General features: G+C 65.7%; 26 protein-coding genes and 1 pseudogene. 17 read left to right on the forward strand and 10 right to left on the reverse strand.

What is annotated here, in order from left to right; all coding sequences use genetic code 11:
• From Q0071_RS03980 to Q0071_RS04015, 8 genes and pseudogenes are all read left to right on the forward strand, one after another.
• Positions 1-201 (forward strand): annotated as a pseudogene (locus Q0071_RS03980) (hypothetical protein); the annotation flags it as partial.
• A 92-nt stretch (positions 202-293) separates the two neighbouring features.
• Positions 294-1,295 (forward strand): hypothetical protein, encoded by a 1,002-nt coding sequence (locus Q0071_RS03985; RefSeq protein WP_298165560.1) that lies wholly within the window; start codon positions 294-296, stop codon positions 1,293-1,295.
• A gap of 120 nt (positions 1,296-1,415) precedes the next feature.
• Positions 1,416-2,588, forward strand: coding sequence for an acetyl-CoA C-acetyltransferase (locus Q0071_RS03990; RefSeq protein WP_298165563.1), 1,173 nt, complete (start codon positions 1,416-1,418; stop codon positions 2,586-2,588).
• A 124-nt stretch (positions 2,589-2,712) separates the two neighbouring features.
• Positions 2,713-3,495 (forward strand): SDR family NAD(P)-dependent oxidoreductase, encoded by a 783-nt coding sequence (locus Q0071_RS03995; protein WP_298165565.1) that lies wholly within the window; start codon positions 2,713-2,715, stop codon positions 3,493-3,495.
• A 63-nt stretch (positions 3,496-3,558) separates the two neighbouring features.
• On the forward strand, positions 3,559-4,428 hold the full coding sequence (locus Q0071_RS04000; protein ID WP_298165567.1) for a crotonase/enoyl-CoA hydratase family protein: 870 nt from the start codon (positions 3,559-3,561) through the stop codon (positions 4,426-4,428).
• Positions 4,425-5,075 carry a TetR family transcriptional regulator gene (locus Q0071_RS04005; protein ID WP_298165569.1) on the forward strand — a complete coding sequence of 217 codons (651 nt, stop codon included), beginning with the start codon at positions 4,425-4,427 and terminating at the stop codon, positions 5,073-5,075. The genes Q0071_RS04000 and Q0071_RS04005 overlap by 4 nt, the downstream gene beginning before the upstream one ends.
• A gap of 65 nt (positions 5,076-5,140) precedes the next feature.
• Complete coding sequence (locus Q0071_RS04010; RefSeq protein WP_298165571.1) at positions 5,141-5,599, forward strand: MarR family winged helix-turn-helix transcriptional regulator; 459 nt, start codon at positions 5,141-5,143, stop codon at positions 5,597-5,599.
• The gene (locus Q0071_RS04015; RefSeq protein WP_298165573.1) at positions 5,596-6,603 is read left to right on the forward strand and encodes a fumarylacetoacetate hydrolase family protein; all 1,008 of its coding nucleotides are present in this window, start codon (positions 5,596-5,598) and stop codon (positions 6,601-6,603) included. Before Q0071_RS04010 ends, Q0071_RS04015 begins: the two co-directional genes overlap by 4 nt.
• Positions 6,604-6,766: 163 nt before the next feature.
• Here Q0071_RS04015 and Q0071_RS04020 read toward each other — a convergent pair whose 3' ends face one another.
• From Q0071_RS04020 to Q0071_RS04050, 7 genes are all read right to left on the reverse strand, one after another.
• Entirely contained in the window at positions 6,767-7,777 is a 1,011-nt protein-coding gene (locus Q0071_RS04020) for a type II secretion system F family protein (RefSeq protein WP_298165575.1), read from the reverse strand.
• An 8-nt stretch (positions 7,778-7,785) separates the two neighbouring features.
• The gene (locus tag Q0071_RS04025) at positions 7,786-8,757 is read right to left on the reverse strand and encodes a type II secretion system F family protein (protein ID WP_298165577.1); all 972 of its coding nucleotides are present in this window, start codon (positions 8,755-8,757) and stop codon (positions 7,786-7,788) included.
• An 82-nt stretch (positions 8,758-8,839) separates the two neighbouring features.
• On the reverse strand, positions 8,840-10,171 hold the full coding sequence (locus tag Q0071_RS04030; RefSeq protein ID WP_298165579.1) for a pilus assembly protein CpaE: 1,332 nt from the start codon (positions 10,169-10,171) through the stop codon (positions 8,840-8,842).
• Positions 10,172-10,174: 3 nt separating this feature from the next.
• Complete coding sequence (locus Q0071_RS04035; RefSeq protein WP_298165581.1) at positions 10,175-10,858, reverse strand: CpaD family pilus assembly protein; 684 nt, start codon at positions 10,856-10,858, stop codon at positions 10,175-10,177.
• A 14-nt stretch (positions 10,859-10,872) separates the two neighbouring features.
• On the reverse strand, positions 10,873-12,546 hold the full coding sequence (locus tag Q0071_RS04040) for a type II and III secretion system protein family protein (protein WP_298165583.1): 1,674 nt from the start codon (positions 12,544-12,546) through the stop codon (positions 10,873-10,875).
• A gap of 1 nt (position 12,547) precedes the next feature.
• Complete coding sequence (gene cpaB / locus Q0071_RS04045) at positions 12,548-13,591, reverse strand: Flp pilus assembly protein CpaB (RefSeq protein ID WP_298165585.1); 1,044 nt, start codon at positions 13,589-13,591, stop codon at positions 12,548-12,550.
• A 59-nt stretch (positions 13,592-13,650) separates the two neighbouring features.
• On the reverse strand, positions 13,651-14,139 hold the full coding sequence (locus tag Q0071_RS04050) for a prepilin peptidase (RefSeq protein ID WP_298165587.1): 489 nt from the start codon (positions 14,137-14,139) through the stop codon (positions 13,651-13,653).
• A gap of 105 nt (positions 14,140-14,244) precedes the next feature.
• Here Q0071_RS04050 and Q0071_RS04055 point away from each other — a divergent pair, with 105 nt between their 5' ends.
• The 3 genes from Q0071_RS04055 (at position 14,245) to Q0071_RS04065 (ending at position 16,601) form a co-directional block, all read left to right on the forward strand.
• Positions 14,245-15,216 (forward strand): alpha/beta hydrolase, encoded by a 972-nt coding sequence (locus Q0071_RS04055; protein ID WP_298165589.1) that lies wholly within the window; start codon positions 14,245-14,247, stop codon positions 15,214-15,216.
• Positions 15,217-15,221: 5 nt separating this feature from the next.
• A complete protein-coding gene (locus Q0071_RS04060; RefSeq protein ID WP_298165591.1) occupies positions 15,222-16,337 on the forward strand; it encodes an FAD-dependent oxidoreductase in 1,116 nt (371 codons plus the stop codon).
• Positions 16,338-16,418: 81 nt separating this feature from the next.
• Positions 16,419-16,601, forward strand: coding sequence for a DUF1508 domain-containing protein (locus tag Q0071_RS04065; protein ID WP_298165593.1), 183 nt, complete (start codon positions 16,419-16,421; stop codon positions 16,599-16,601).
• A 6-nt stretch (positions 16,602-16,607) separates the two neighbouring features.
• Here the strand turns inward: Q0071_RS04065 and rnhA are convergent, their stop codons facing one another.
• The 3 genes from rnhA to ispH are packed head-to-tail and all read right to left on the reverse strand — an operon-like array spanning position 16,608 to position 19,025.
• A complete protein-coding gene (rnhA, locus tag Q0071_RS04070) occupies positions 16,608-17,039 on the reverse strand; it encodes a ribonuclease HI (protein ID WP_298165595.1) in 432 nt (143 codons plus the stop codon).
• Entirely contained in the window at positions 17,036-18,019 is a 984-nt protein-coding gene (thrB, locus tag Q0071_RS04075) for a homoserine kinase (protein WP_298165597.1), read from the reverse strand. The genes rnhA and thrB overlap by 4 nt, the downstream gene beginning before the upstream one ends.
• Positions 18,020-18,029: 10 nt before the next feature.
• The gene (gene ispH, locus Q0071_RS04080) at positions 18,030-19,025 is read right to left on the reverse strand and encodes a 4-hydroxy-3-methylbut-2-enyl diphosphate reductase (RefSeq protein WP_298165599.1); all 996 of its coding nucleotides are present in this window, start codon (positions 19,023-19,025) and stop codon (positions 18,030-18,032) included.
• 121 nt (positions 19,026-19,146) lie between these two features.
• On the opposite strand from ispH, the gene Q0071_RS04085 reads away from it, so the two are divergent.
• From Q0071_RS04085 to scpB, 6 genes are all read left to right on the forward strand, one after another.
• Positions 19,147-19,833 (forward strand): hypothetical protein, encoded by a 687-nt coding sequence (locus Q0071_RS04085; protein ID WP_298165601.1) that lies wholly within the window; start codon positions 19,147-19,149, stop codon positions 19,831-19,833.
• A 79-nt stretch (positions 19,834-19,912) separates the two neighbouring features.
• A complete protein-coding gene (gene argS, locus Q0071_RS04090) occupies positions 19,913-21,676 on the forward strand; it encodes an arginine--tRNA ligase (protein WP_298165603.1) in 1,764 nt (587 codons plus the stop codon).
• Positions 21,677-21,680: 4 nt separating this feature from the next.
• Positions 21,681-22,499 carry an SPOR domain-containing protein gene (locus tag Q0071_RS04095; RefSeq protein ID WP_298165605.1) on the forward strand — a complete coding sequence of 273 codons (819 nt, stop codon included), beginning with the start codon at positions 21,681-21,683 and terminating at the stop codon, positions 22,497-22,499.
• Between the two features lie 172 nt (positions 22,500-22,671).
• Entirely contained in the window at positions 22,672-23,691 is a 1,020-nt protein-coding gene (nagZ, locus tag Q0071_RS04100; protein WP_298165607.1) for a beta-N-acetylhexosaminidase, read from the forward strand.
• 98 nt (positions 23,692-23,789) lie between these two features.
• Positions 23,790-24,512, forward strand: a complete 723-nt coding sequence (locus tag Q0071_RS04105) for a ScpA family protein (protein WP_298165642.1) — start codon at positions 23,790-23,792, stop codon at positions 24,510-24,512.
• Complete coding sequence (scpB, locus tag Q0071_RS04110) at positions 24,509-25,114, forward strand: SMC-Scp complex subunit ScpB (RefSeq protein WP_298165609.1); 606 nt, start codon at positions 24,509-24,511, stop codon at positions 25,112-25,114. The genes Q0071_RS04105 and scpB overlap by 4 nt, the downstream gene beginning before the upstream one ends.
• Positions 25,115-25,156 lie beyond the last annotated feature (42 nt).

The following is a 25,156-nucleotide window of genomic DNA, read 5'->3' on the forward strand; positions in this document are numbered from 1 at the left end:
ATCGCGCACCGCATGCACGGCGCCATCGGCTTCACCATCGAATACGCCCTCAACCACCTGACCCGCCGCCTGATGGGCTGGCGCAGCGAATTCGGCGGCGATGCCTTCTGGGCCGAACGGCTGGGCCGCCGCGTGGGGGGGCTGGGCGGCCATGGGCTTTGGCGCGAGATGGCGGCGCGGACGGACCGGTTGGTGGGGTGAGGTTGCTTTGAGCAATTGCATTAACCGGGCCGTGGCGCATTGACCGAGGGGTTCCACTTCTGAAAGAACAATTGTTCTATCGGGAGGGAACGATGATGAAGGCCAGCGCCACAGCAACCATGCGCGCAATTGCGGTATCTATGCTGCTGATTTTCGCTGCACCGCTGCAAGCAAAATCGGGGTATTGGCTTACCGTCCCTGACGAACTGCGCACGGAGTCTACGCCAATTTCAGCGGTAGTTCATCTCAAGCAGGATTCGTTGCTTGCCGGAGGGGATCCGAGTGTAACTGACAAAATGGATCGGGGGCTGGTCGGGTCGCTCCTGTTTGACGCATTTCAATCTGCTGCCGCAGGTGGTGCGAGAAAGGCTGTCGATTCAGCCAAGGTGTCGGTGCAGCCAGACAAGATAGACGATTTGCTTATCGCATCCATTCGGAAGAGTTTAGCATCGGTGCCTTGGGTGAAGTTGCGTGAGGGCGCCGTCTTAAAAGACAATAGCCTTACAGCCAAGGATGTCTTGCTGGATAACGCCGAAGGTCGCTATCTATTGGATATCGACTGCTCTTATAATCTGAGCAGTCGGTTGCAGTCCGTTTATGCCTACTGTTCGCTACAAATTGCAGCAAAAGACGCTGCGAAGGGATCGGAGAAGCGCTGGTATCCAGTTAATCTTGTTTACATGCATAATGTCGAGGCTGAAATTTCGATCTCGAATCCGGCAAAGGATAATGAGGGGCGTCGTGAGCAATGGCTCAAGAATGACGCGATATTGCTGAGGGAGAACGTCGCAAGGGTTGTTGATACGGTCGGAGGCCTAGTTGGAAAGCAATTGTTACTATCCGCCATCGATTTGGAGAACGCGAAAACCTTTCCCAGGCAGCGTTTGATGACTGGCTATGTCGGTCTTTCGGTTGACCATGCCGGTCCGGTATTTTCTGGGTACGAAAATATTCAGGAGATCATCAAGCCGAATGCAAATACCAATGTCGTTATTTACAAACCAGGAACTGATGGCATGACCCTGTTGCAGAAGCCATTGTTGATGGCGCCCTACAGTAACCTGTATCACAATTTCTCTGTTTCAGCCCCCTAGAGGCGTGGCTCGCGCACTTGGCCACCGCTGCCGGGAGCCGCCCCCCACCCATCCCTTGACCCCACACCCCGCACCCCTTAATCGTTCAGTTAAACGAACGCATACGGGAGTCGGAAAGCCATGGCTGTAGCCTATATCGTTGATGCAGTGCGGACCGCGGGCGGGCGGCGGAATGGGCGGCTCGCTGGGGTGCACCCGGTCGATCTTTCGGCGGCGACGCTCGATGCCATTGTCCGGCGGACGGGGATCGATGGCGCGGCGGTCGAGGATGTGATCATGGGCTGCGTCTCGCAAGGTGGGCAGCAGGCGGGGCAGGTGGGGCGCAATGCGGTGCTCGCGGCGCGGCTGCTGCCGGATTCGGTGCCGGCCGTCACGATTGACCGCCAGTGCGGTTCATCGCAGCAGGCGATCCAGTTTGCCGCGCAGGCGGTGATGTCGGGCACGCAGGATATCGTGATCGCCGCGGGCGTGGAAAGCATGACCCGCGTGCCGATGGGCTCCACCGCGATCTTTCACATGAAAGAGGGGCTGGGCAACTACAAGTCGCCGCAGCTGGAAGAGAAGTATCCGGGCATCATGTTCTCGCAGTTCATGGGCGCGGAAATGATCGTGAAGAAACACGGCTTCACCAAGGATCAGCTCGATGCCTTCGCGCTCTCCAGCCACCAGAAGGCGATTGCGGCGACGCAGGCCGGGGCGTTTGATGGCGAGATCGTGCCGATTGCCATCGAGACGGCGGACGGCCCGGCGATGCATACGCAGGACGAGGGCATCCGCTTCGACGCGACGCTGGAATCCATCGCGGGCGTCAAGCTGCTTTCGCCCGAAGGCCTGCTGACGGCGGCGAGCTCGAGCCAGATCTGCGACGGCGCGAGCGCGGCGCTGATCGTTTCGGAACGGGCGCTCAAGGCCCACGGACTGACCCCGCTGGCGCGCATCCACAACCTGACGGTGACGGCGGGCGATCCGGTGATCATGCTTGAAGAACCGCTCTTCGCCACCGACCGCGCGCTGCAGCGGGCGGGGATGAAGATCGGCGATATCGACCTTTATGAAGTGAACGAGGCCTTCGCCTCGGTGCCGATGGCTTGGCTGAAGCACACCGGCGCGGACCCGGAGAAGCTCAACGTCAACGGCGGCGCGATTGCGCTGGGTCATCCGCTCGGCGCTTCGGGCACCAAGCTGATGTCGACGCTGCTCCATGCGCTGAAGGCGCGCGGCGGCAAGTATGGTTTGCAGACGATGTGCGAAGGCGGCGGCGTTGCCAACGTGACCATTGTTGAAATGATGTGATCCCTCCCCTCCCGCCTGCGGGAGGGGCCGGGGGAGGGTGTGTTGGCCAAGAACCGAACATGCCCCACCCCAACCCCTCCCCTGAAGGGGAGGGGCTAGTCTTTGATTTCAGGAGAAAATTGCCATGAAGCTTGATAGTTCCGTTTCTGCCGTCGTCACCGGTGGCGCTTCCGGTCTTGGTGCCGCCACCGCCCGCGCGCTGGCCGCGAAGGGCGTTAAGGTCGCGATCTTCGACATGCAGAAGGAAAAGGGCGAGGCCGTCGCGGCGGAAATCGGCGGCGTGTTCTGCGAAGTGAACGTGACCAGCGACGAGAGCGTTGACGCGGGCTTTGCAAAGGCGCGCGCGGCCAACGGGCAGGAGCGCATTCTGGTGAACTGCGCGGGTACCGGCAACGCGGTGAAGACCGCCAGCCGCAGCAAGGAAGACGGCTCGATCAAGCACTTCCCGCTCGAAGCCTTCAACTGGCTGATCCAGATCAACCTCGTCGGCACGTTCCGCTGCATCGCCAAGTCGGCGGCGGGTATGATGACGCTTGACCCGCAGGAAGACGGTGATCGCGGCGCGATCGTGAACACCGCATCGGTCGCGGCCGAGGATGGCCAGATCGGGCAGGCGGCGTACTCCGCTTCGAAGGGCGGCGTTGTCGGCATGACGCTCCCCATCGCGCGCGACCTGATGAGCGAGGGCATCCGCGTCAACACCATCCTGCCGGGCATCTTCGATACCCCGCTGCTGGCCGGCGCACCGCAGAACGTGCGCGATGCCCTTTCGGCTTCGGTGCCGTTCCCCAAGCGTCTGGGCCAGCCGGCAGAATACGCGCAGCTTGCGCTGACGATGATCGAATGCGGCTACTTCAACGGCGAGGACGTGCGGCTTGACGGCGCGATCCGCATGGCGCCGAGGTAATGAATAAATAGGGACAGTCCCCTTTTAACGGGGACTGTCCCTATTTTTGGGAGAGAGCCGAAAATGGCCGATTACACGCAGATCCTGCTCGATGTGGCCGACGGCGTCGCGACGCTGACGCTCAACCGTCCGCACAAGATGAACGCCTATACGCGCACGATGATGACCGAGATCATCGACGCGTTCGACCGCACCGATGCCGATGACACCGTGCGCGCGGTGATCGTGACCGGGGCGGGCGACCGGGCCTTCTGCGCGGGCGCGGACCTGACGCCGGACGACGGCGCGCGGCCTTTCTCCGATCCGACCGAGGTGCCGCTGAACGACGTGAAAGTGCGCGATGGCGGCGGATACTGCACCTTGCGCATCTTCAATTCGAAGAAGCCGGTGATCGGCGCGATCAACGGCGCGGCGGTGGGCATCGGTGCCACGATGCAGCTGCCGATGGACTTCCGCCTTGCGAGCACCTCGGCGCGCTTCGGCTTCGTGTTTGCCCGGCGCGGGATCGTGCCCGAGGCGGCCTCGAGCTGGTTCCTGCCGCGCATCGTGGGGATGAGCCAGGCACTGGAATGGTGCATGACAGGGCGCGTGTTCGGCGCGGAGGAAGCGTTGGCCGGTGGACTCGTCCGCTCGCTCCATGCGCCGGAGGACCTGTTGCCCGCCGCCCACGCGCTGGCGCGCGAGATTGCCGACAACACCAGCGCCGTCTCCGTGGCGATGACCCGCGCGATGCTGTGGCGCAATTCAGCGACGCCGCACCCGATGCACGCCCACCGCGTCGACAGCCGCGCGATCTACCAGCTTTCGCGCGGGGCCGATGCGAAGGAAGGTGTGGCCAGCTTCCTTGAAAAGCGCGCTCCGGCCTACCCCGGACGCGTTTCTTCGGATATGCCCGGGTTCTACCCTTGGTGGGAAGAACCGGGCTGGGAATGAAAGAGCAGACGAACGTGGCAACAGTGGGGGAAACCGGCGGAGAACAGCCGGGCGCAAGGGAACTGCTGCTGGAGACCGCCTCGCAGATCATGCGCGAAGGCGACCAGGTCGATATCTCGCTGTCCGAGCTTTCGCTGCGCTCGGGGCTCAATTCCGCGCTGGTGAAGTACTACTTCGGCAACAAGGCCGGGATGCTGGGCGAACTGCTCGACCGCGACATGGTGGCGATCATCAAGTCGGTCGAGGCGCTGCTCGCCAAGGACAGCATGAGCCCGGAAGCCAAGCTGCGGATGCACATCGCGCGCTGCGTCGATACCTACTTTGCGTTCCCCTACCTCAACCGGCTGCTGATGCGGCTGGTGCGCGACAGCGATCCGGCCGAGGCGAAGCGGATTGCCGACAAGTATCTCGCGCCGCTCAACAAGGCCTATGACCGGCTGATCAGCGACGGGGTGAAGGCGGGCGTGTTCCGGCCGATCGATCCGCAGCTGTTCTATTTCACCGTGACTGGTGCGGCCGACCGGTTCTTTTCGGCGCGGCTGGTGCTGCGGCACTGCTTCGATCAGGACACACTGACCGAGGAGCTGCGCGACCGCTATCGCGAGCATACCGTGGACTTCATCATGGCGGGTATTCTGGCCCGGTGACCAATCCGGTGAGAGCTGGATGCGCTTTTGCTTGCGCGGCGCGGCGGCAGGCCTAGAACCGGGGTATGGCTGACACGCAATCCAGGCTGTCCGACTTCATCCCCTATCGCCTCGCGATTACGTCGAACGCGGTCAGCAGCCTGATTTCGGGCGAATATCATAGCGAATTCGGCCTCAAGATCCCCGAATGGCGGATCATGGCCGTGCTCGGCGATGCCGGCCCGCTGACGCAGCGCGACCTCGTGCGCGCGACCTTGATGGACAAAGTGGCGGTGAACCGCGCGTGCAAGATGCTGGGTGAGCGCGCGCTGGTTGCGCGCAGCCCGAACGAGGCGGACGGGCGCTCGCACCACTTGTGGCTGACGGACGAGGGGCGCGCTATGTACGACCGGATCTGGCCCAACGCGCTTTCGACTTACGAGAAGATCTTCGCCGCGCTTTCGCCGGCTGAAACGGCCAAACTGAGAGCGCTGCTCGACAAATTGCTGCGCGCGGTACGCACCATCGAAGGGGAAAGCCCATGAAACTGGCAAGCTTGCCGCAGCGGCGCGACGGCCGCCTGATCGTCGTTTCGGACGATCTCGCCTGGTATGCCGATGCCGATCACGTCGTGCCGACGATGCAGGGTCTGCTCGACGAATGGGAGCGCCATGCGCCCTATCTCGAGGCGCTGGCGATCGAGCTGCAGCACGGGGCGATCCCGCGCAAGCGCTTCCACGAGCGCGAGGCGACGGCACCGCTGCCGCGCGCGTTCCAGTGGGCGGATGGCAGCGCCTACGTCAATCACGTCGAACTGGTGCGCCAGGCACGCGGCGCTCAGCTTCCGGCAAGCTTCTGGACCGATCCGCTGATGTATCAGGGGGGCAGCGACGATCTGCGCGGTGCGCGCGATCCGCTGGTGCTCCGCGATGAGGCGTGGGGCGGCGACCTTGAGGCCGAAGTGGTGGTGGTGACGGGCGATGTGCCGCAAGGTGTCTCTCCGGAAGCCGCGCTCGATCACATCCGGCTGGTTGGCCTTGTCAACGATGTGTCGCTGCGCGGGCTTATCCCCGATGAGCTCGCCAAGGGGTTCGGCTTCGTGCAATCGAAGCCCGCCAGCCATTTCTCGCCGGTGTTCGTCACGCCCGCGAGCCTTGGGGCGGCGTGGACCGGCGGCAAGCTTCATCTGCCGCTGCATGTCGATCTCAACGGTCACGCGTTCGGGCGGCTTGAGGCGGGCGAGGAGATGACCTTCGATTTCGGTACGCTGATCGCGCATCTGGCGAAGACGAGGGCGATCGGCGCCGGCTCGATCATCGGGTCGGGCACCGTTTCCAATCGCGATCCGGACGGATCACCAGGGCGGCCCGTTGCCGAAGGCGGGCGCGGTTATGCCTGCATCGCCGAACAGCGCATGGTCGAGACGATCCGCCACGGCGCGCCGGCAACGCCGTTTCTCCGCCATGGCGATACGGTGCGGATCGAGGCGAAGGATGCCAAGGGCCACAGCGTGTTCGGCGCGATCGAGCAGCACGTGGTGGCGGGGTAGGGAGAGAAGAAACCCCTCCGACCTGCCTTCGGCAGGCCACCTCCCCATTTGTGCTACGCAAAAATGGGGAGGGCCAGAAAAACCCCTCCTCTTTTCCTCCCCATTTTTCCGAAGGACAAATGGGGAGGTGGCAGCGCGAAGCGCTGACGGAGGGGTAATCTACTTACGTCTTCCGGTTGAGGAAGTTGTCGCTGATCGAGCAGGCTGCGGGGCCAAGGATCACGACGAACAGCGTCGGCAGAATGAACAAGATCAGCGGGATGGTCATGATCGCCGGCAGACGCGCAGCCTTTTCCTCGGCGCGCATCATGCGTTCGTTGCGGAATTCTGCCGAGAGTACGCGCAGCGCCGAAGCGAGCGGGGTGCCGTAGCGCTCGGTCTGGATCATCGTCGTCACCACGCCCTTCACCGATTCGAGATTGACGCGATACGCCAGGTTCTCGAACGCGATGCGGCGTTCGGTGAGGAACGAGAGTTCGATCGCGGTGAGTGCGAATTCATCGCCAAGCTCCGGATAAGCTCGGCCCAGTTCGCGCGCGACGCGGCCAAAGGCGGCGTCCACGGTGAGACCGGCCTCGGCGCAGATAACCAAAAGATCGAGCGCATCGGGAAGGCCCTTGCGGATCTCCTTGGTGCGCTTGTTGATGAGGTTCTTGATCCAGATGTCCGGACCCTTGTAGCCGAAACCCACCGCGCCCGCGAACAGGCCGAACTTCTTGAAGGCCGACCACAGCGGGAAATAGTTCACGCCGTAGATCAGCACGCCGAACAGCAGGCCGAGCACGATCGGGCCGATCATCCGGGCGAGAACGACCGCGACGGCCCATTCCTTCTTGCGGATGCCGGCTTGTGCCAACCTCTGCTGAATGTCGTGAAGCTGGCTGTCCTGCAGAACCTTCAGCGATTCGAGGAAGGTCTTGATGCTGTCGGTCGTATCGTTGCGGCGGACGATGCTCTGGCGCTTCTTCGCGTTGACCGTGACGATGCCGGCCTTGAGCTGGTCGCGCCGATCGTTGAGCGCCTTGACGCGCTTGGCCATGGGATCGCGCACCGTGACCGCGGCGTAGATCGCCAGCAGCATCGCCGCGGCGGCGATACCCATGAGGATCGAGCCGACATAGATGACGTCGATGCCGAGGAGCGTTGGGCCGTGCGGGGGAGGGTTGACTGGCATGATGGGTCTCAGATCTCGAAGTTGACCATTTGCTTCATGATCCAGGCACCAATGCCCAGCCACACGAGGCCGCCGACGCCGGCAATGATGAGCCGCTCATCCACGAAGAACTGTCCGAGGTAGCGCGGGTTGATGGAGTAGATCAGCGCGAAGACGATGAACGGCAGCGAGCCGACGATGTAGGCCGAAGCCTTGGATTCCGAGCTCATCGCCGCGATCTTGAGCTTCATCTGCGCGCGCTTGCGCAGCACGTCGGCCAGGTTCGCCAGCGTTTCGGCGAGGTTGCCGCCGGTTTCGCGCTGAATGGCCAGCGTGATGCAGAAGAAGCTGAACTCGGCCATGTCGAGCCGGTTGGCGGTTTCCTGGAGCGCTTCCTCCATGGTGCGGCCAACCTTGATGCGATCGGTGACGAGCTTGAATTCCTCACCCACTGGGCCGGGCAGTTCGTGCGCGACGACGACCAGCGTCTCGGTGATCGGCAGACCCGAACGCAGACCGCGCACGAGCAGTTCGAGCGCATCGGGAAACTTGGCGACGAACCCGACCTTGCGCTTGTTGATCGCGCGGCCGACCATCCAGTGCGGAATGCCCGCGCCCACCAGCACGCCGGCACCGACTCCCAGCAGCAGCGCGCCGGATTTGATGAAGATGAGCAGCGTGATACCGACGGCAAGCCCGATCGAGACGTAGAGATACTGGGAGAGCGTCCAGCCCTTGCCGGTCTGGTGCAGGCGAAGCGCAAGCGCCTCGAGGCGCGAGCCGGAACCCGCCTTCTTGAAGGTCGCGGGTTTGCGGTTGGCCACTGCCTTGCGGTACTGCGCCTCGACCTTGTCCACCGCGCTTTCCGAGTGGCGGAAGCGCACGGTCTGGAGCCGGCGCGAAGCTTCACGGCTTGCCGAGGGGCCGCTCAGCGCGAGGGCCATCAGCAGCAGAACCAGCGCCGCACCGCCGCCAAGGATCACGAGTTGCATCATGTTCATGGCCGGGTCCTGCCAGTTCTCTCAGTACGTGCGGTGCCGGCGCCGTTGGCCCCCGTGCAGGGGTACAAGCGCCGGCCGCGGATCATGCGGGGTTTCCGGCCTTGGCTTTGCCGGAGGAAAGCATCTTCTTGATGTCGAACTTGCCGAGCAGCGAGGTCTTGGCCCCCGGTGCGCCGCCGTTCTTGCTGCCGCCCTTGTCGGCAGCCTTGGCAGGCTTGCCCTTGGCCTTGGTATCAACCACTTCGCCATCGCTGCCGCTGGCGATGATGGCGGTGCCAAGATCGCGCATGGCCGCGCCCGCCTTGCTGGCGCGGTTGGCGGCAACGAAGGTCTGGCCAAGCTTGGCCGCATTGGCGGCAGCCTTGACGTCGTACGGCACGGTGTAGTTGATCTTGCGTTCGATCGAGGCTTCGAAGTCCGAACGGCTGATCTCGCCGATGCCGGAGTGGACCTTGTTGGCCACCACGATCGTTTCGGCATGCTTGGCATTGGTCTTGAGCCACGACAGCAGGCGGATCGCATCACGCGCGCCGGCCAGCGTGAGCTCGGTGACCACGACCACCACGTTCACGTCTGCCAGAAGGTGCGGGAAGTTGATCAGCATGTTCCGCGGCAGATCGATCATGGTCATTTCGAACGCGTGGCGGAATTCCTCCTCCAGTTGAACGAAAGCGCTGCCGTCGGTCATCAGCGGGGCGCTGATCGGGGCTTCGGCCGAAAGGATCGCCAGGTTATCGTTGGCGCGGATCATGGCGCGTTCGATGAACAGGCCGTCGATGCGGCTCGGGTTGTCGATCGCGTCGGTCAGACCGCGGCCCGGTTCGAGATCGAGCGTGAGCGCGCCGGTGCCGAAGTGCACATCGAGATCGAGCAGCGCGGTCGGCAGGCGGTGATCGCTGCTGAACAGCCACGCCAGCGAGGTCGCGATGGTTGAGGCGCCGACGCCGCCGCGCGTGCCGACCACTGCGGTCGAGACGTGGCGCTTGACGGTCGCGCCATCAGCGGACTTGGGCGAGGCGAAGATCGCCTGCGCCTGCACCAGTGCATCGCGCACCTGGCCCGGCGTCAGCGGCTTCAGGAGGTAGTCCTGGATGCCCGATGCGAGCAGGTCGCGGTAGAGCCGCACGTCGTTGACCTGGCCGACCGCGATCACCACGGTGCCCGGCTCGCAGACTTCGGCCAGCGCGTTGATGTCGCTCAGCGGGTCGCCGCTTTCGGAGAGGTCGACCATCAGGATGGCCGGGCTCGCCGCGATCGAGAGGGACTGGATCGCGTTGCGCAGGCCGCCCTTGTTGCACTTTTCCGGCTGCCAGCCCATGTCGGCCGTGACCGGACGCAGCACATCGAGCGCCGCGTCGTCGCACATGAAGGCCGCGAACATATCGCGGTTGGCGGTTTTCCAGGTCGCGCTCATCGATCAGTTACCCCCGGACTTGCTGGAAACGGTCTTCAGGCCCTGCGCGCCGGTGGCCGGCATCTGGCGATAGGCTTCGATCGCCTTGGTGTTGCTCTGGACCAGCGTGGTGCTGCTGCCCTTGGCGCCGTGAACGAGGTCTTCCTTGTTGGCGACCATCGCAGCCATGTTGCTGTTCACCGCGCAGCCGAAGTTGGGCGAGGTGGCATTGTTGGTGCGGTTGTCGATCTTGTCCGACCAGTCCGGGCAGCCCGGCACGCTGGCCTCGGAGCGCGAGACTACGATGCGGGCGGTGCCCGGCGCGATCGCGCCTTCGGTCACCGGGGCGACTTCGGCGAGGAGGATGCCGAAGCGGCCGGCCACCTGCTCGACCGAATTGCGCGTCTGATCCGAATCGACCGGATCATCGAGCGAAACGCGGTCGCCATAACCAAGGCTCAGCGCATCGAGCCAGCCGGCGAGGCGGCGCTGTTCGGAAACGGGCAGGCCGCCGCCGGGGAGCGTCGAGACATCGAACACGTAGCTGGTGCGCTGCACAACGGGCTGACGCACGCTTTCAAGGCTGCGGTTCATGTCGGCAGTGGGGCTGTTGCACGCGGCAAGCGGCAGGCTCAGCACACCGGCAAGGCACAGGACGCGGAAGGCCCCTTTGGCGGGACGAGCGATACGGGGCAGACGAATGGACATGGGGTAGCCCTTTCTCACTGGATGCTGAAGCCGGGCGCCGCATCGGCGCTGGCCTGACGATTGCGGGCAGGACGGTTCGCCTTCTTCGGCGCGGCTGCGGGCGCGGCCGTTGCGCCGGCTGCATCGGGCAGCGGCGCATCGAGCGCACCGACCTTCGGGCCGTTCGACTGGACCGTGCCGGGCGTCTCGGTCGGCTTGGGCCGATCACCGCCCGTCACGCCATCCGATTCCATATGGCCAAGGAACTGCTGGAGCGCTGTCGAGGTCTTGAAGCCGTCGGTGGGCAGCTTGATCTCGCTCGAATCGACCGGGTTGACCAGATAAGGCGTGACCACGATGACCAGCTCGGTCTCGCCCTTGCGGAACGAGGTCGAGCGGAACAGCGAGCCCAGGATCGGGATATCACCTGCGCCGGGCATCTTGGTAATCGTGTTCTGCGCGTTGTTGCGCAGCAGACCTGCGATCATGAAGCTCTGGCCCGAACCCAGCTCGACCGTGGTCTCGGCGCTGCGCACGGTGAGCGCGGAGACCGAGAAGCTGTTGCTGATGATCGCGCCGTCGGACGAAAGCTCGGACACTTCCGGCTTCACCCGCAGCGAGATGCGCCCGTTGGCGAGCACGGTGGGGGTGTAGGCGAGGCTGATGCCGTACTTCTTGAATTCGATCGAGGTGTTGCCGAGGCCGGTCGAAACCGGGATCGGGTATTCACCGCCGGCGAGGAACGTGGCGGTTTCACCCGAGAGCGCGGTGAGGTTCGGTTCGGCCAGCGAAGTGACAAGACCGATGGTTTCGCCCAGATCGAGCGCGCCAAGGACGTTGACACCGAACAGCTTTGTCAGGCCCGTCAGCGTGGACTGGCCCTGCAGCGGCGTCACGTTGGTGCCGTCCATCAGCACGGCCTTGCCGGTCGTGGGATCGAAGCCGTAGCCCTTGACCGAGGTGCCAATGCCGAGCGGCAGGTTGGGGTCGGTGGTGATCGTCGTCGCCGGCGAGCGGCCCTGGTTCAGGCCGAACTTGAAGCCGCTCGAACCGTCGATCGTGGTGAAGTTGGAGCCGACCTGGCGGATCAGCGAGCGGTTCACTTCAGCGAACTTCACATGGAGGTTCACCTGCAGCGGGGTCGCCATCTTGAGGCGGCTGATCACGTTGGTCTTGTCGTCGACGAAGGCCTTGACGAGGCGCTCGGCTTCGGCGGCATCCTCGGGCGCGGCGATCGTGCCGGTGAGGAGCACCGTGTTGTTCATCGTCGAGGTAACGATGTGCGCTTCGGGCATCGCGAGCTTCAGCATCTGGTCGACGCTGTCGATGTTGGTGCCGACGCGGACATTGGCCGACCACACCACGTCACCGTTCGCGTTGCTGGCATAGACTGTGGTCTCGCCGCCCGCCTTGCCGAACACGTAGAGCTGGTTGGTGGACTTCACCTGGACATCGGCGATGTTGTCGTTGGCGACGAACACGTCGGTCATCTTGCCCGGCAGCGTGACCAGCTGGCCGCGACCGATCGAGATCGCGATGCTGCGGGCCGGGCTGGTCACCGTCTGGGCCAGGGCCGGCGCAGGGGCCGAAGCGAGCGCCAGCGGAACCGCGAGGGCGACGAGAGGGAGCAGGCGGGATGCGATACGGGCCTTCATGGTCTTGCCTTTCGCGGGCGCAGTTTGGGCCTTGATGGAAGCGAGGGTGGTCATGTCAGTGGTTCCCTACGCTGACTTCCTGGGTGTCCTTGCCGCGGGTCACGCGGACCACCGGGCCAGGGCTCAGGAGCGAACGGGCAGCGGAGGTCATCGAGCCGCCCGGCATCGCCCGAGGCATCGCGGAGATCGCCTTCGCCATCGCGGCGGCAGCGGCAGCCGGATCGGCATTGTTGACGTTCTTCGGCTGGAAGCGCGACACGTCACCGCCGGTGGCGAAGCTGTTGCCAGTCGCCTCGATGGGCTTCGACATCGCCTGCCGGATGATCCGTTCCTCATCGGCCTTGCTGGCGCCGGTGGGGATCTTGATCTGGCCCAGTGCGATGGCCTGGTCGAGCTCGCTCGAGTTGTCGGCGAGCGAGCGCAGCGAGAGGCTGAGCGTGCCGACGGTCTGCGCCACCGCGATCTTTTCGGCGATCTTGGGCGTGGCTTCCACGGTCACCGTGCTGAAGGTGCGCACGCGGGTCTTGCCTTCGATCTGCTCCTGCTCGGTCGATTGGTCGGTGGCGAGTACGCGCAGGTTGCGCAGGATGGTTTCGGCAGCCCTGAGCGGCTGGCCCACGCCTTTAACCGTCTGGGTGAGAACGAGGTCGATGTGGTCACCGGGGAAGACGAAGCCCGCAACGGCGGTACGCGCGCTCACCGGAATGGTGACGGCGCGCATGCCCGGCCCGAGCGCAGCGGCGAGGAAGCCGCGGTCACCGGGGGAGACGAGGCTGCCCTGGGTCACCGGTTCGCCTGCCGTGATCGGATGGCGCACGACAGTGCCGAGCAGCTTCGACATGTCGGTCTTGTCTTCGGTAAAGTAGACGTCCTGGACAAGGTCCTTCGGCCAGGGCTGATAGCCCATGGCGTCAGCCGTGATGATGGTGCCGGCAGGGAGCGCGCGATTGGCGACGAGCACCTTGGCGCCCAACTGCACCTTCGCGGCGGCCGCTGCCTGCGGCGATGCGGCGCCCGCAAACAGGCTCCTGGCAGCAAAGGCCGTGCCGATCGCCACGATCAGCGCCCCTACCAGCAGCAACAGCTTCTTCCTGTCCATGGCTACAATCCTGCCGTTTGATCCGCCCGCTTGTTTCGGGCAAAATGGTTAATATAGCGTCAGCCTGCCGAAACGGCGTGCAAGGCGCTCCAGTCGGTGGTGGTGATGATCCAGAGTCCGGCGGTCGCGATGGCGATGCCGTAGGGGATCTTGAGCTTGTCCTTCTGGCGCCGCGCAATGTGCCACATGCCCATCGTGATGGTCAGCACGCCGCCCGCGAGCGCCATGATGACCAGCAGCTTGAGGAACAGCAGCGCCGGCATCCACAGTGCCAGAGCGGTGAGGAGCTTCACGTCGCCGCCGCCCATGGCTTTCAGCGCGAAGAGCCCGGCGAGGACGAAGAACGTCACCACAGCAAGGCCGATCTGCAACGCGACCCCCGGCCATAGCGCAAGACCGGATGCCCACCAGAACAACGGTGCACCCGCGGCAATGGCGGCATTCAGCCAGTTGTCGATCTGGCGGCGGCGGATATCGGTGATCGCGGCAACCGTGAGTGCGATTGCCAAGGCCCCGACCAGTCCGTAAACGATGTGAGTTCCCTGCATGGGGGGTCTCATACGAGACAATCACTTACCAAACGGTAACCAAACAGGCGCCGCATATCCGGGCACTTGCGGATGCCGCCAAAGCTTTGTGACAGGAGTGCTGGCGTGAATGCAGTGTTGGACGGCTCCTGCGATATCCGGCGGGCGATACCCGCAACCGCGCGGGAATGGCGCTGGGCTCTGCCCGATGGACACGAGGTTCGCCGCATCAGTTTCGCTCCCCCCGCCGGAAGGGCCCCGCGCGGGTCGATCCTGTTCATGCCGGGGCGGGCGGATTTCTACGAGAAGTATCTGGAAACGTTGGCAGAATGGGCTGCGGCAGGCTGGCATGTGAGCGCGGCCGACTGGCGCGGGCAGGGGGCCTCCGGGCGCATGACGGCGGATCCCATGGTAGGTGATATTGCCGACTTCTCGATCTGGATTGCCGACCTTCGCGCGCTGTGGTCAGACTGGGTGCGCACCACCCCCGGGCCCCATGTTCTGGCTGGTCATTCGATGGGTGGGCACCTCGTTCTGCGTGCGGTGGCAGAGGGTGCGGCAAGCCCCGATGCCGTCGTGCTGAGCGCGCCGATGCTCGGATTCGTCACGGCGATTCCCCAGTTTGTTCAGCATATCTATGGAAAGATCATGTGCCGGATCGGTAACCCGGAGCGCATGGCCTGGAAGACGAGCGAGAAGCCGGGCTCTGCCAGCAACAATCGCATGGACCTGCTGACGCATGACGCGGAGCGCTATTCCGACGAATTGTGGTGGCGCGCGGCGCGGCCCGAGCTCGAAATCGGACCGGCCAGTTGGCGCTGGGTGGAGCGCGCGGCGGCCTCGATCGAAAGCTTGCGCGCGCGCGGCGTGCTCGAAGCGGTGATGGCGCCGGTGCTGCTGCTTGCTGCCAAGCACGATGCGCTGGTTTCGTGGCCGGCCATCGAGCAGGCGGCTGATCGCCTGCCGCGCGGTGAGCTCGTCGCATGGGGCCCCGAAGCGCGCCACGAATTGCTGCGCGAGGCGGATCCGGTGCGGCGGCAGGTCATGGCCGCGATCGGGAGTTTCCTTGATCGCGCAGTTCCGGCAAAGGCGGTCTGAAACCCATGACTGCACACGAACTCTTCGACATCGCCATCGTCGGCGCCGGCATGGCGGGTTCCAGCCTCGCGGCCGAATGCGCCCCGCACGCCCGCGTGCTGCTGATCGAGGCGGAGGATACGCCCGGCTATCACACCACTGGCCGCTCTGCCGCGTTCTGGCACGAGACGATCGGCGGGCCGCAAATCTATCCGTTGACCGCGGCCTCAGGGCCGTGGCTCGCCGAACACGGCTTCCTCAGCCCGCGCGGCGGCCTGCATATCGGGCGCGAGGATCACCGCGCCACGGCTGAGGCCTTCGTCGCGGAGTTCCTGGCCGCCGGTGCGCGAATCGAGCTCATCGGCCGCCGCCAGCTCGAACAGATCGTGCCCGGTCTGCGGCCGAACTGGATCGTCGGCGCGTGGGAGCCCGAATGCGCGGACATCGATGTTGCCGCGATGCACCAGCACTATCTTGCCGCCGCGCGCAAGGCAGGCAGCGTGCTCAGGGTCCGCGCGCGGCTCGATGGCGTGGAACGCACGGGCGCGGACTGGACGCTCTCGTGGAGCGGCGCTGCGGGGCCAGGTGCGGCGCGCGCCGCGCTGCTGGTCAACGCGGCGGGGGCCTGGGTAGATGGCGTGGCGCAGCTTGCCGGGGCCGCGCCGCTCGGCATCCAGCCGCTGCGCCGCTCGATGGTTCAGCTGCGAGTCGATCCGGTCCCGCCGGAGGCGCTGCCGCTGACACTGAGCTTCGACGAGGATTTCTATTTCCGCCCGCAAGGCGGCCGCCTCTGGCTTTCGCCGCACGACGAGACGCCCGACGTGGCGCGCGATGCCGCGCCCGAGGAACTCGATATCGCCATGGCGATCGACCGGATGGAGCAGGCGGTCGATTGGAAGGTGCTCGGTCTGGAGCGGCGCTGGGCGGGCCTGCGCAGCTTTTCGCCGGACCGGCTGCCGGTCTTCGGCTTTGATCCCGCGCGCGATGGCCTGTTCTGGTTTGCCGGGCAGGGCGGCTTCGGCATCCAGACCGCGCCCGCTGCCGCGCGACTGAGCGCACAGCAACTGCTCGGCTTGCCGCGCGATGCGATGACAGAATCGATCGACGCAGCGAGCTATTCGCCCGCCCGGTTTGCCGCGTAGCGCCGCATTTTCGACTCCCACTGGGCTTGCGTCGTGCTAAACCGCCACGGGGTCCGTATATTTACCTAGGGAGTTAAGGATATGGCGCACCGTTTCGAGATCCGGAAGAACAAGGCCGGCGAGTTCGTGGCCTACTTCTGCTACAACGATGAAACGATTTTCTGGACCGAAGGCTACAAGTCGAAGGCCAGCGCGAAGAATGCCATCGATTCGGTGCTGAAGAACGGTCCGGGTGCCGAGGTGGTCGATACGACGACCGACTGAACCGGATCAGGCCGCAATAGCTGCATCGCTGGCGAGTTTGTCCACCCGCTCGTTCTCCGGGTGGCCGTCGTGGCCTTTCACCCAGACCCATTCGATCTTGTGTGGACGGGCCGCGGCGACCAGCGCGCGCCACAGGTCTTCGTTCTTGACCGGCTTGTTGTCCGCCGTCTTCCAGCCCTTCTTCTGCCAGCCGAAGATCCATTTGGTGATCCCGTCGAGCACGTAGCGGCTATCGGTGTGCAGCGTGACCGCGCAGGGCTGCTTGAGCGCCTCCAGCGCGCGGATGGCGGCCATCATTTCCATGCGGTTGTTGGTGGTTTCGCGCTCGCTGCCCGAAAGCTCCTTCTCCACCTCGCCCATGCGCAGCAGTGCGCCCCAGCCGCCCTTGCCGGGATTGCCCTTGCAGGCCCCGTCGGTGAAAATGGCGACGTGCTTCATGCAAAGATCCCCGGATTGGCCGTGTAGAACCCCAGCCGCCGCGCCGGGCCCATCGGGTCCTTGGGGGTGACGAGTGCATCGGCGGGCGTGTTGAGCCAGTCCCACGCGCGGCTCATCGCAAAGCGCATCGCCGCGCCCTCGGCCAGCAGCGGTAGCGCGGCGCGCTCCCCGGCGCTCAGCGGGCGCACGCTTTCGTAGCCTTCGATCAGCGCTGACGAAACGTCGGGCCGGAAGGTATCGTCCTTGTCGAAACACCACGCGACATGCGTGACCGCCAGATCGTAGGCGATGATGTCGTTGCAGGCGAAGTAGAAGTCGATCAGGCCGGTGACCTTGTCGCCCAGCATCAGCACGTTGTCCGGAAAGAGATCGGCATGGATCACGCCGGAGGGCAGGCCAGTGGGCCAGCTTTGTGCAAGGCGCGGCAGTTCATTCGCGACGATCTGCGCGAGTTCGGGATTGATTCGCGCGAGGCCCTCCGCGCCGCAGGCCTCGGCCAGCCGCTGCCATTCCGCCACGCCCATGCCATTGGCGCGGCTGCCGGGGAAATCGGCAGCGGCCAGATGCAGCCGCGCCAGTTCACCGCCCACTGCGCGCGCCTGTCCGGCGGTCGGCGTGCTGACCGAGACGCCGGGCAGGTACTCGATCAGCGCGAGCGCCTTGTCTTCCCCCGTGGGGCCGGGCCGGGTGACATAGAGGTTGCCCTCCCGGTCATGGATCGTGCGCGGCACCGGGCAACCCCTCGCCGCCAGATGATCGAGCAGCGACAGGAAGTAGGGCAGGTCTTCCAGCTCGATGCGGAATTCGTACATGGTGAGGATGAAGCGCGCGCCGCTTCCATTTCCGCCGGTCGTCTCGAGCAGCCAGTTGCTGTTGGAGACGCCCTCCGCGATCCCTTTCGCGGAAACCAGCGTGCCGACATCGAAACGGGCGATCAGCGCGGCCATCTCCTCCGCGCCGAGGTGTGTGTAGACTGCCATGGGGCCAGCTTCAGTCCGCGAGCTGGCGCGGCAGCTTGAACACCATGTTCTCGACCGTGGTGGTCACGGTCTCTTCCTCCACCGTGCGCCACTCCCGCAGCCGGTCGACCACTTCGCGCACCAGCACTTCGGGGGCGGATGCCCCGGCGGTGAGGCCCAGCGTCTCGACCCCGACAAGCCAGCTTGGATCGATCTCGCTGCCGCGCTGGATCAGGCGCGCGGGCGTGCCCTCGCGCTCGGCCACTTCGACAAGGCGCAGCGAATTGGAGCTGTTGGGCGCGCCGATCACGAGCAGGAGCTGGCACCGCGCCGCGATGGACTTGACCGCAGTCTGCCGGTTCGACGTGGCGTAGCAGATGTCCTCGGCGCGCGGGCCGCTGATATCGGGAAAACGTGTCCGCAGCGCGGCGACGATCTCGCGCGTGTCATCGACCGAAAGCGTCGTCTGCGTGAGGAATGAAAGCGCCGTCCCCGCCGGGAAATCGAGCGCGGCCACATCGTCCAGCGTTTCGACCAGCGTGATCGAGCCTTCGGGCACCTGGCCCATCGTGCCGATCACCTCGGGGTGCCCCTTGTGGCCGACGAAGAGGATGTGCCGCCCCGCCTCAACCTGCCGTTCGGCCTGGCGGTGGACCTTGCTGACCAGCGGACAGGTGGCATCAAGCCAGTCGAGCCCGCGTTCGGTCGCGGCGGCGGGGACCACTTTGGGCACGCCATGGGCGGAAAACACCACCGGTGCGCCATCGGGCACTTCGTCGAGTTCCTCGACGAAGACCGCGCCCTTGGCCTTCAGCCCGTCGACCACGAAGCGGTTGTGCACGATCTCGTGCCGCACGAAGACCGGTTGGCCGAACCGGTCGAGCGCGCGCTCGACAATTTCGATCGCGCGGTCGACCCCGGCGCAGAAACCGCGCGGGGCAGCGATCAGCAGCTTGAGCGGGGCCAGATCGGTTTGGGCAAGGCCGCTCTGGGCGGCAGCGGGCGAAGTCGGTGCGGTGGTGGTCATCACGGGCGACCTTAGCAGGGGGGCGCGCCTGCGCAAACCCGCCACGAGGGGGGCATGCAGCATTGCGCCGGGGGAATGCGGTGGCTAGAGGATGCGCTCTACGTTGCCCGAGGATGCCTGAATGACCCCGTCTGCCTTTCGTCCTGCTTCGTTCCGGCGTCTCGCTCCGCTGGCTGCGCTGGCCCTCGTGGGCACGCTGGGCGCGTGCAAGGGCGGCGGCGGCGAGCTGGTGGTGGACGACAGCGTGGGCGTCACCGCGCTGCGCAGCCCGTGCCCCCTGGTGGAAATTCCGGACATGACCGGCGATGTCACGCTGTTTACCGATCCCGGCCGCACCGATGCGGGCGCGATCGATCTCACCGCCTCGATCACCAACCTGCGCAGCACCTGCGATGATGCCAAGGGCCAGACCCAGCTCAGCACCGAAGCCACCTTCGATGTCTATGCGCGCCGCACCGATACGCGGGGCGCGCGCCGGGTGGTGCTTCCTTATTTCTCCGCCGTGATGCGCGGCGGCAATGTCGTCATCGCCAAGCGGCTCGGCTCCGTGACGATCGATTTCGCTGACGGGCAGGAGCGCGCGCAGGCCACGGGCCGTGCCGGTTCGACAGTCGACCGCAGCGAAGCGACGCTGCCCGATAACGTGCGCAAGCTCCTCACCCGCAAGCGCAAGGCCGGGCAGGCCGACGCCGCAACCGATCCGCTTGCGCTCCCCGAAGTGCGCTCGGCGCTCGCCAAGGCGAGCTTCGAGCTGGTGGTGGGCTTCCAGCTCACCGATGCGCAGCTGAAGTACAACGCCACGCGGTAATCTGGCGCGACGCGTCCGCTTCACCAACCGGCGCGCTAGTTTGTTGGCGAACGCGCGCGGTTGGGCTAACGGCGCGCTCATGACCGATACCGCAACCGCTTCCGCTCTTCCCCTCTTCGCCGATTTCGCCGGTGTGATCGACCGCGCGCTCGATGCGCTGGTCGCCGCCGGCACGCTGCCCGAGGGCCTTGCACGAAGCGGCGTGACCTGCGAGCCGCCGCGCGAGGCCAGCCATGGCGATATCTCCACCAACGCCGCGATGGTGCTGGCCAAGCCAGCCGGCACCAATCCGCGCGCGCTTGCCGCCCTGCTGGTGGAAGAGCTGTCGCGCGAACCCCGCGTCGCCTCCGCCGAGATCGCCGGGCCGGGCTTCATCAACCTGCGGCTGGCCGATAGCGCCTGGCTTGCCGAACTCGCGCTGATCGCCGCGAAGGCTGGCGACTATGGCCGCTCCGGGATGGGCGGGGGCAGCATGGTGAATGTCGAGTACGTGTCGGCCAACCCGACCGGGCCGATGCACATGGGCCACTGCCGCGGCGCGGTGGTGGGCGATGCGCTCGCCAGCCTGCTCGAATTCGCCGGGCACCGGGTCACGCGCGAATACTACGTCAACGATGCGGGCGCGCAGGTCGATGTGCTCGCCCGCTCGGTCCACTTGCGGTACCGCGAGGCGCTTGGCGAGGCAGTCGGCGCCGTGCCCGAAGGGCTCTATCCGGGTGAATATCTGGTGCCGGTCGGGCAGGCGCTTGCCGCCGAATTCGGTGATGCCTATGCCAAGGCGCTCGAAGCCGATTGGCTCGTGCCCTTCCGCACCCGCGCTGTCGCAGCCATGATGGACATGATCCGCGCCGATCTCGCCACGCTTGGCATCCATCACGATCTGTTCTCGTCAGAGGCGGAACTGCAGGCCTCGGGCAAGGTCGATGCGGCCGAAACGTGGCTGCGCGCGCATGATCTCGTCTATGATGGGGAGCTTGAGGCACCCAAGGGCAGGCTGCCAGATGATTGGGAACCGGTGGCGCTGCCGCTGTTCCGCTCGACCAAGTTCGGCGACGATCAGGACCGCCCGATCAAGAAATCGAACGGCAGCTGGACCTATTTCGGCGCGGACCTCGCCTACCATTTCCAGAAAGCACAGGCAGCGGACGCGCTCGTTGATATCTGGGGTGCGGACCATGCCGGCACCGTCAAGCGGATCAAGGCCGCCGTCGCCGCGCTGACGAGCGCCGAATCCGGCACGCCCAAGCCGTTCGAGGTCAAGCTCGTCCAGATGGTCCAGCTGATGAAGGGCGGCCAGCCCTTCAAGATGTCGAAGCGCTCGGGCAATTTCGTCACGCTTGCCGATGTCGTCGATATGGTCGGCAAGGACGTGGTGCGCTTCACCATGCTCACCCGCAAGCCCGATGCGCAGATGGACTTCGATTTCGACAAGGTGGTCGAAGCCTCGAAGGACAATCCGGTGTTCTATGTGCAGTATGCCCATGCGCGCATCCACTCCACCTTGCGCAAGGCGGCGGCAGAGGGCTTTGCGCCCGCGCCGGAACATGTCGCGCTGCTCGGTGCGGAGGAGCTTGGCCTCGTCAAGCTCGCCGCGCAGTTCCCGCGTGTGGTCGAAAGCGCGGCCGCCGCGCGCGAGCCGCACCGCGTGGCGTTCTTCCTCTACGACCTCGCCGCCGGCTTCCACGCCTACTGGAACGTGGGGAACGACCGGCCTGACAAGCGCTTCATTGTGGCACAGGATGCAGCGCTGACATCGGCACGACTTTTCCTCGGCGTTCAAATCGGGCAAGTGGTGAAGAACGGGCTGGCCATACTGGGCGTAGAGGCCGCCGAGGAGCTTTGACGCGATGGTTATCAGCGGAGCCGAGGGGACCGGCGAAAGGGACGACAACACCGGCATGCCGATCAATCCGGCAGCTTGGGGTGAAGCAGCGCAGCACGCTGCCGACGAGGGCACCGAGGCGGTGCAGGGCGCAGCGCATGATGCCCTCAGCACGCCCTTCGATGGCGCGCAGGACGATCGCCTCGCCCTTGGCGACGAGGAACGCCTGCCCTGGCTCGAAAGCGCGGACGATGTCGATTTCGACGAACCGGCGGAAGGCAACAGCCGGCTGATCGGCTTTGCTGTGCTGGCGTTCCTGCTGCTGGCAGCGCTGGTTGGCGGCATCTTCGTGATTTCGCACCGGAACGCCGGCTCGGCCGCCGCCGATGGCAGCCTGATCACGGCTGACAAGGAACCCTACAAGATCGCGCCCAAGGATCCCGGCGGCAAGACGTTCGAAGGCACCGGCGATGCGAGCTTCAAGGTGAGCGAGGGCGAGAAGCCCGTTGCCAATCTTGCCGGCAGCACGGCCCCCGGTTCAACGCCCGCCACTCCTGCTCCCAAGCCTTCCGCTGCGGCTTCTGCGCCGGCACCGGCTGGCCCCGCATCGGGCATCGGCGTGCAGGTGGGCGCGTTTTCGACAGCTGCGTCGGCTGAAACGGCGTGGTCCAAGCTCGTCTCCGCGCATGATGCCCTCTCGGGCCTGTCGCACCGCGTGGTCGAGGGCAAGGCCGATATGGCGACCGTGTTCCGTCTGCAGGCCGTGGCGGGAGACTTTGCGGCTGCCAACGCGCTTTGCGCCAAGCTGCAGGCCGGCGGCCTCAAGTGCCAGGTGAAGCGCTGATCTGATTTCCCCTCCGTCAGCCCTGCTGGCTGTCACCTATCCATTTTTCCCGCAGGGACAAATCGGGAGGTGGCCCGCCGCAGGCGGGTCGGAAGGGTTCTTTCCCCCTTTTCCCCCACGATCCACAGCCTCAAACCTTGCGCGCGCGGCGGGATTGGGCGAATCCACTCCCATGCTCCCGGCGATCTTTGGCTTATCGGGCCTCTCTCTCAGCGATGACGAGCGCGCTTTCTTCCGCGATGCCGATCCGGCGGGCTACATCCTGTTTGGCCGCAACGTCGAAAGTCGCGCCCAGCTTCGCGCACTGACGGATGCGCTGCGAGAGCTGCACGGGCGCGAGCGCACGTTCATCTGCATCGATCAGGAAGGCGGCCGTGTCGCGCGGATGAAGCCGCCGGTCTGGGCGGCCTACCCCCCGGGCGCGGCGTTCGACCGGCTCTACGAACGCGCCCCGATCAGCGCGATCGAGGCCGCACGCGCCCATGCCGAAGCGCTGGGGATCGACCTTGCCGAAGTGGGCATCAGCGTCGATTGCCTGCCGCTGCTCGATGTGCGGCAACCGGGCGCGCACGACGTGATCGGCGACCGCGCTCTGGGGCACGAGCCGCTGCGCGTGGCGGCACTGGGCCGGGCCATGCTGGAGGGCCTCGCACGCGCTGGCGTCGCGGGCGTGATCAAGCACATCCCCGGCCACGGCCGCGCCGGGGTGGATAGCCACAAGGAGCTCCCCACCGTCACTGCCAGTGCCGAGGACCTTGAAACCGACCTCGCGCCCTTCCGTAGCCTGAACGACAGCCGGATCGGCATGACAGCCCATGTGCGCTACACCGCGTGGGACGACGAGAACCCCGCCACGCTCTCGTCCACGGTGATCCACGACGTGATCCGCACCCGCATCGGTTTTGACGGCCTGCTCCTCACCGACGATCTCGACATGCAGGCGCTCGGCGGCGCGGTGCCCGATCGCGCTGCGCGGGCGCAGGCGGCGGGCTGCGATATTGCGCTCAACTGCTGGGCGAAGATGGACGACATGGTCGGCATCGCGAGCGCGCTTGCGCCAATGTCTGCCGAGACCGCGGCGCGGCTGGAGCGCGCGCTGGCCGCGACCGGTGATTTCAGCGCCCCGGCCGACCTCGCCCGGCAGGCTGAGCGCACCGAGACGCGCGACCGGCTGCTGGCACTCGCGGCGTGATCGAGGAAGCCGCCCTTGCTGCCCCGCTGGCGGGCGATGATTGGGATGACAGCCCGCTCGATGTACCGCCCGAAGCGCGCAGCGGGGAGCCTGACACGCTGACGCTGGCCATCGACGGCTGGGAAGGGCCGCTCCATCTCCTGCTCGATCTGGCGCGGCGGCAGAAGGTCGATCTGCGCAAGATCTCGATCCTCGCGCTCGTTGATCAATACCTCGCTTACGTGGAACGCGCCGGGGCGCAGCGGCTCGAACTCGCGGCGGATTACCTCGTCATGGCGGCCTGGCTCGCCTGGCTGAAATCACTGCTGCTCCTGCCGCGCGATCCCGAAGTCCAGCCGAGCCCCGAGGAACTCGCGCTGCGCCTGCAACTGCGCCTCCAGCGCCTCGGCGCGATGCGCGAGGCGGGTGCGCGGCTCATGGCGCGCGACCGGCTGGGGCGAGATGTGTTCGCGCGCGGCGCGCCAGAGGGGCTGCGCGTCGACCGGCAGGTCAGTTGGCAGTGCGATCTCTTCGCGCTGATGCAAGCCTATGGCCATGTCCAGCACCGCAATCGGCCCGTTGTCCACATGGTCCGCGCGCGGCCGGTGATGACGCTGGAAGCCGCCATTGCGCGGGTCGAGGCGCTGATCGGCGCGGCGATCGACTGGACCGAACTCAGCCTTTTCCTCCCGGTGCAGGAAGTCGGCGGCGATCCACGCCTTGCTCGCTCGGCGCTTGCCTCCAGCTTTGTCGCCGCGCTCGAACTTGCCAAGCAGGGCAAGGTCGAACTGGCGCAGGAAGCGACTTTCGCGCCGTTGATGCTGCGCCGAGGGCGCGGATGAACCCGCCGGACGAAATCGAACGCGCGGTCGAGGCCGCGCTGTTCGCCGCCGAAGCGCCGATGACCGCTGAAGAGCTCTCACGCCATCTTGGCGGGGCGGACGTGGCCCCCGCGCTCGAAGCGCTGGCCGCCCACTACGCCGGGCGCGGGATCGAACTCGTCATGCGGGGGACGTCCTGGCACTTCCAGACTGCGCCCGATCTCGCTCACTTGCTGCGCCGCGAGCGCGAGGACGTGCGCCGCCTTTCGCGCGCGGCGACCGAGGCGCTGGCGATCATCGCCTATCACGAACCCGTCAGCCGCGCCGAGATCGAGGCGATCCGCGGCGTGCAGACCGCCAAGGGCACCTTGGACGTGCTGATGGAAGCGGGCTGGATCAAGGTTGCGGGCCGCCGCGAAGGGCCGGGCCGCCCGACGATCTACGCGACGACGCCGGCGTTTCTCGCGCATTTTGGCCTCGAATCGCGGCGCGACTTGCCGGGGATCGAGGAATTGCGCGCGGCGGGACTGCTCGATCCGGTCGAGGCAGTGTTTGCCGGAGAGCAGGACGTTGAAACGGGCGGGGAACCGGACGAGGAACCGGACGAAGCAAACGAGGCTTGACGAATCTTCGCGAGCTTGCTGGCAGTTTCCCGCAGGATGTCC

It is taken from the genome of Novosphingobium sp. (assembly GCF_027486195.1).
Lineage (GTDB): Bacteria > Pseudomonadota > Alphaproteobacteria > Sphingomonadales > Sphingomonadaceae > Novosphingobium.

Excerpts from the sequence above, each read along its gene's own strand:
- Q0071_RS04020 (WP_298165575.1), bottom strand. The coding sequence starts at position 7,777 with ATGCCAGTCAACCCTCCCCCGCACGGCCCAACGCTCCTCGGCATCGAC.
- thrB (WP_298165597.1), bottom strand. The coding sequence starts at position 18,019 with ATGGCAGTCTACACACACCTCGGCGCGGAGGAGATGGCCGCGCTGATC.
- Q0071_RS04040 (WP_298165583.1), bottom strand. The coding sequence starts at position 12,546 with ATGACCACCCTCGCTTCCATCAAGGCCCAAACTGCGCCCGCGAAAGGC.
- Q0071_RS04000 (WP_298165567.1), top strand. The coding sequence starts at position 3,559 with ATGGCCGATTACACGCAGATCCTGCTCGATGTGGCCGACGGCGTCGCG.
- Q0071_RS03985 (WP_298165560.1), top strand. The coding sequence starts at position 294 with ATGATGAAGGCCAGCGCCACAGCAACCATGCGCGCAATTGCGGTATCT.
- Q0071_RS03990 (WP_298165563.1), top strand. The coding sequence starts at position 1,416 with ATGGCTGTAGCCTATATCGTTGATGCAGTGCGGACCGCGGGCGGGCGG.
- Q0071_RS03995 (WP_298165565.1), top strand. The coding sequence starts at position 2,713 with ATGAAGCTTGATAGTTCCGTTTCTGCCGTCGTCACCGGTGGCGCTTCC.
- Q0071_RS04005 (WP_298165569.1), top strand. The coding sequence starts at position 4,425 with ATGAAAGAGCAGACGAACGTGGCAACAGTGGGGGAAACCGGCGGAGAA.
- Q0071_RS04060 (WP_298165591.1), top strand. The coding sequence starts at position 15,222 with ATGACTGCACACGAACTCTTCGACATCGCCATCGTCGGCGCCGGCATG.
- Q0071_RS04085 (WP_298165601.1), top strand. The coding sequence starts at position 19,147 with ATGACCCCGTCTGCCTTTCGTCCTGCTTCGTTCCGGCGTCTCGCTCCG.
- Q0071_RS04010 (WP_298165571.1), top strand. The coding sequence starts at position 5,141 with ATGGCTGACACGCAATCCAGGCTGTCCGACTTCATCCCCTATCGCCTC.
- rnhA (WP_298165595.1), bottom strand. The coding sequence starts at position 17,039 with ATGAAGCACGTCGCCATTTTCACCGACGGGGCCTGCAAGGGCAATCCC.
- cpaB (WP_298165585.1), bottom strand. The coding sequence starts at position 13,591 with ATGGACAGGAAGAAGCTGTTGCTGCTGGTAGGGGCGCTGATCGTGGCG.
- ispH (WP_298165599.1), bottom strand. The coding sequence starts at position 19,025 with ATGACCACCACCGCACCGACTTCGCCCGCTGCCGCCCAGAGCGGCCTT.
- Q0071_RS04065 (WP_298165593.1), top strand. The coding sequence starts at position 16,419 with ATGGCGCACCGTTTCGAGATCCGGAAGAACAAGGCCGGCGAGTTCGTG.
- nagZ (WP_298165607.1), top strand. The coding sequence starts at position 22,672 with ATGCTCCCGGCGATCTTTGGCTTATCGGGCCTCTCTCTCAGCGATGAC.
- Q0071_RS04050 (WP_298165587.1), bottom strand. The coding sequence starts at position 14,139 with ATGCAGGGAACTCACATCGTTTACGGACTGGTCGGGGCCTTGGCAATC.
- scpB (WP_298165609.1), top strand. The coding sequence starts at position 24,509 with ATGAACCCGCCGGACGAAATCGAACGCGCGGTCGAGGCCGCGCTGTTC.
- Q0071_RS04030 (WP_298165579.1), bottom strand. The coding sequence starts at position 10,171 with ATGAGCGCGACCTGGAAAACCGCCAACCGCGATATGTTCGCGGCCTTC.
- Q0071_RS04095 (WP_298165605.1), top strand. The coding sequence starts at position 21,681 with ATGGTTATCAGCGGAGCCGAGGGGACCGGCGAAAGGGACGACAACACC.
- argS (WP_298165603.1), top strand. The coding sequence starts at position 19,913 with ATGACCGATACCGCAACCGCTTCCGCTCTTCCCCTCTTCGCCGATTTC.
- Q0071_RS04015 (WP_298165573.1), top strand. The coding sequence starts at position 5,596 with ATGAAACTGGCAAGCTTGCCGCAGCGGCGCGACGGCCGCCTGATCGTC.
- Q0071_RS04025 (WP_298165577.1), bottom strand. The coding sequence starts at position 8,757 with ATGAACATGATGCAACTCGTGATCCTTGGCGGCGGTGCGGCGCTGGTT.
- Q0071_RS04035 (WP_298165581.1), bottom strand. The coding sequence starts at position 10,858 with ATGTCCATTCGTCTGCCCCGTATCGCTCGTCCCGCCAAAGGGGCCTTC.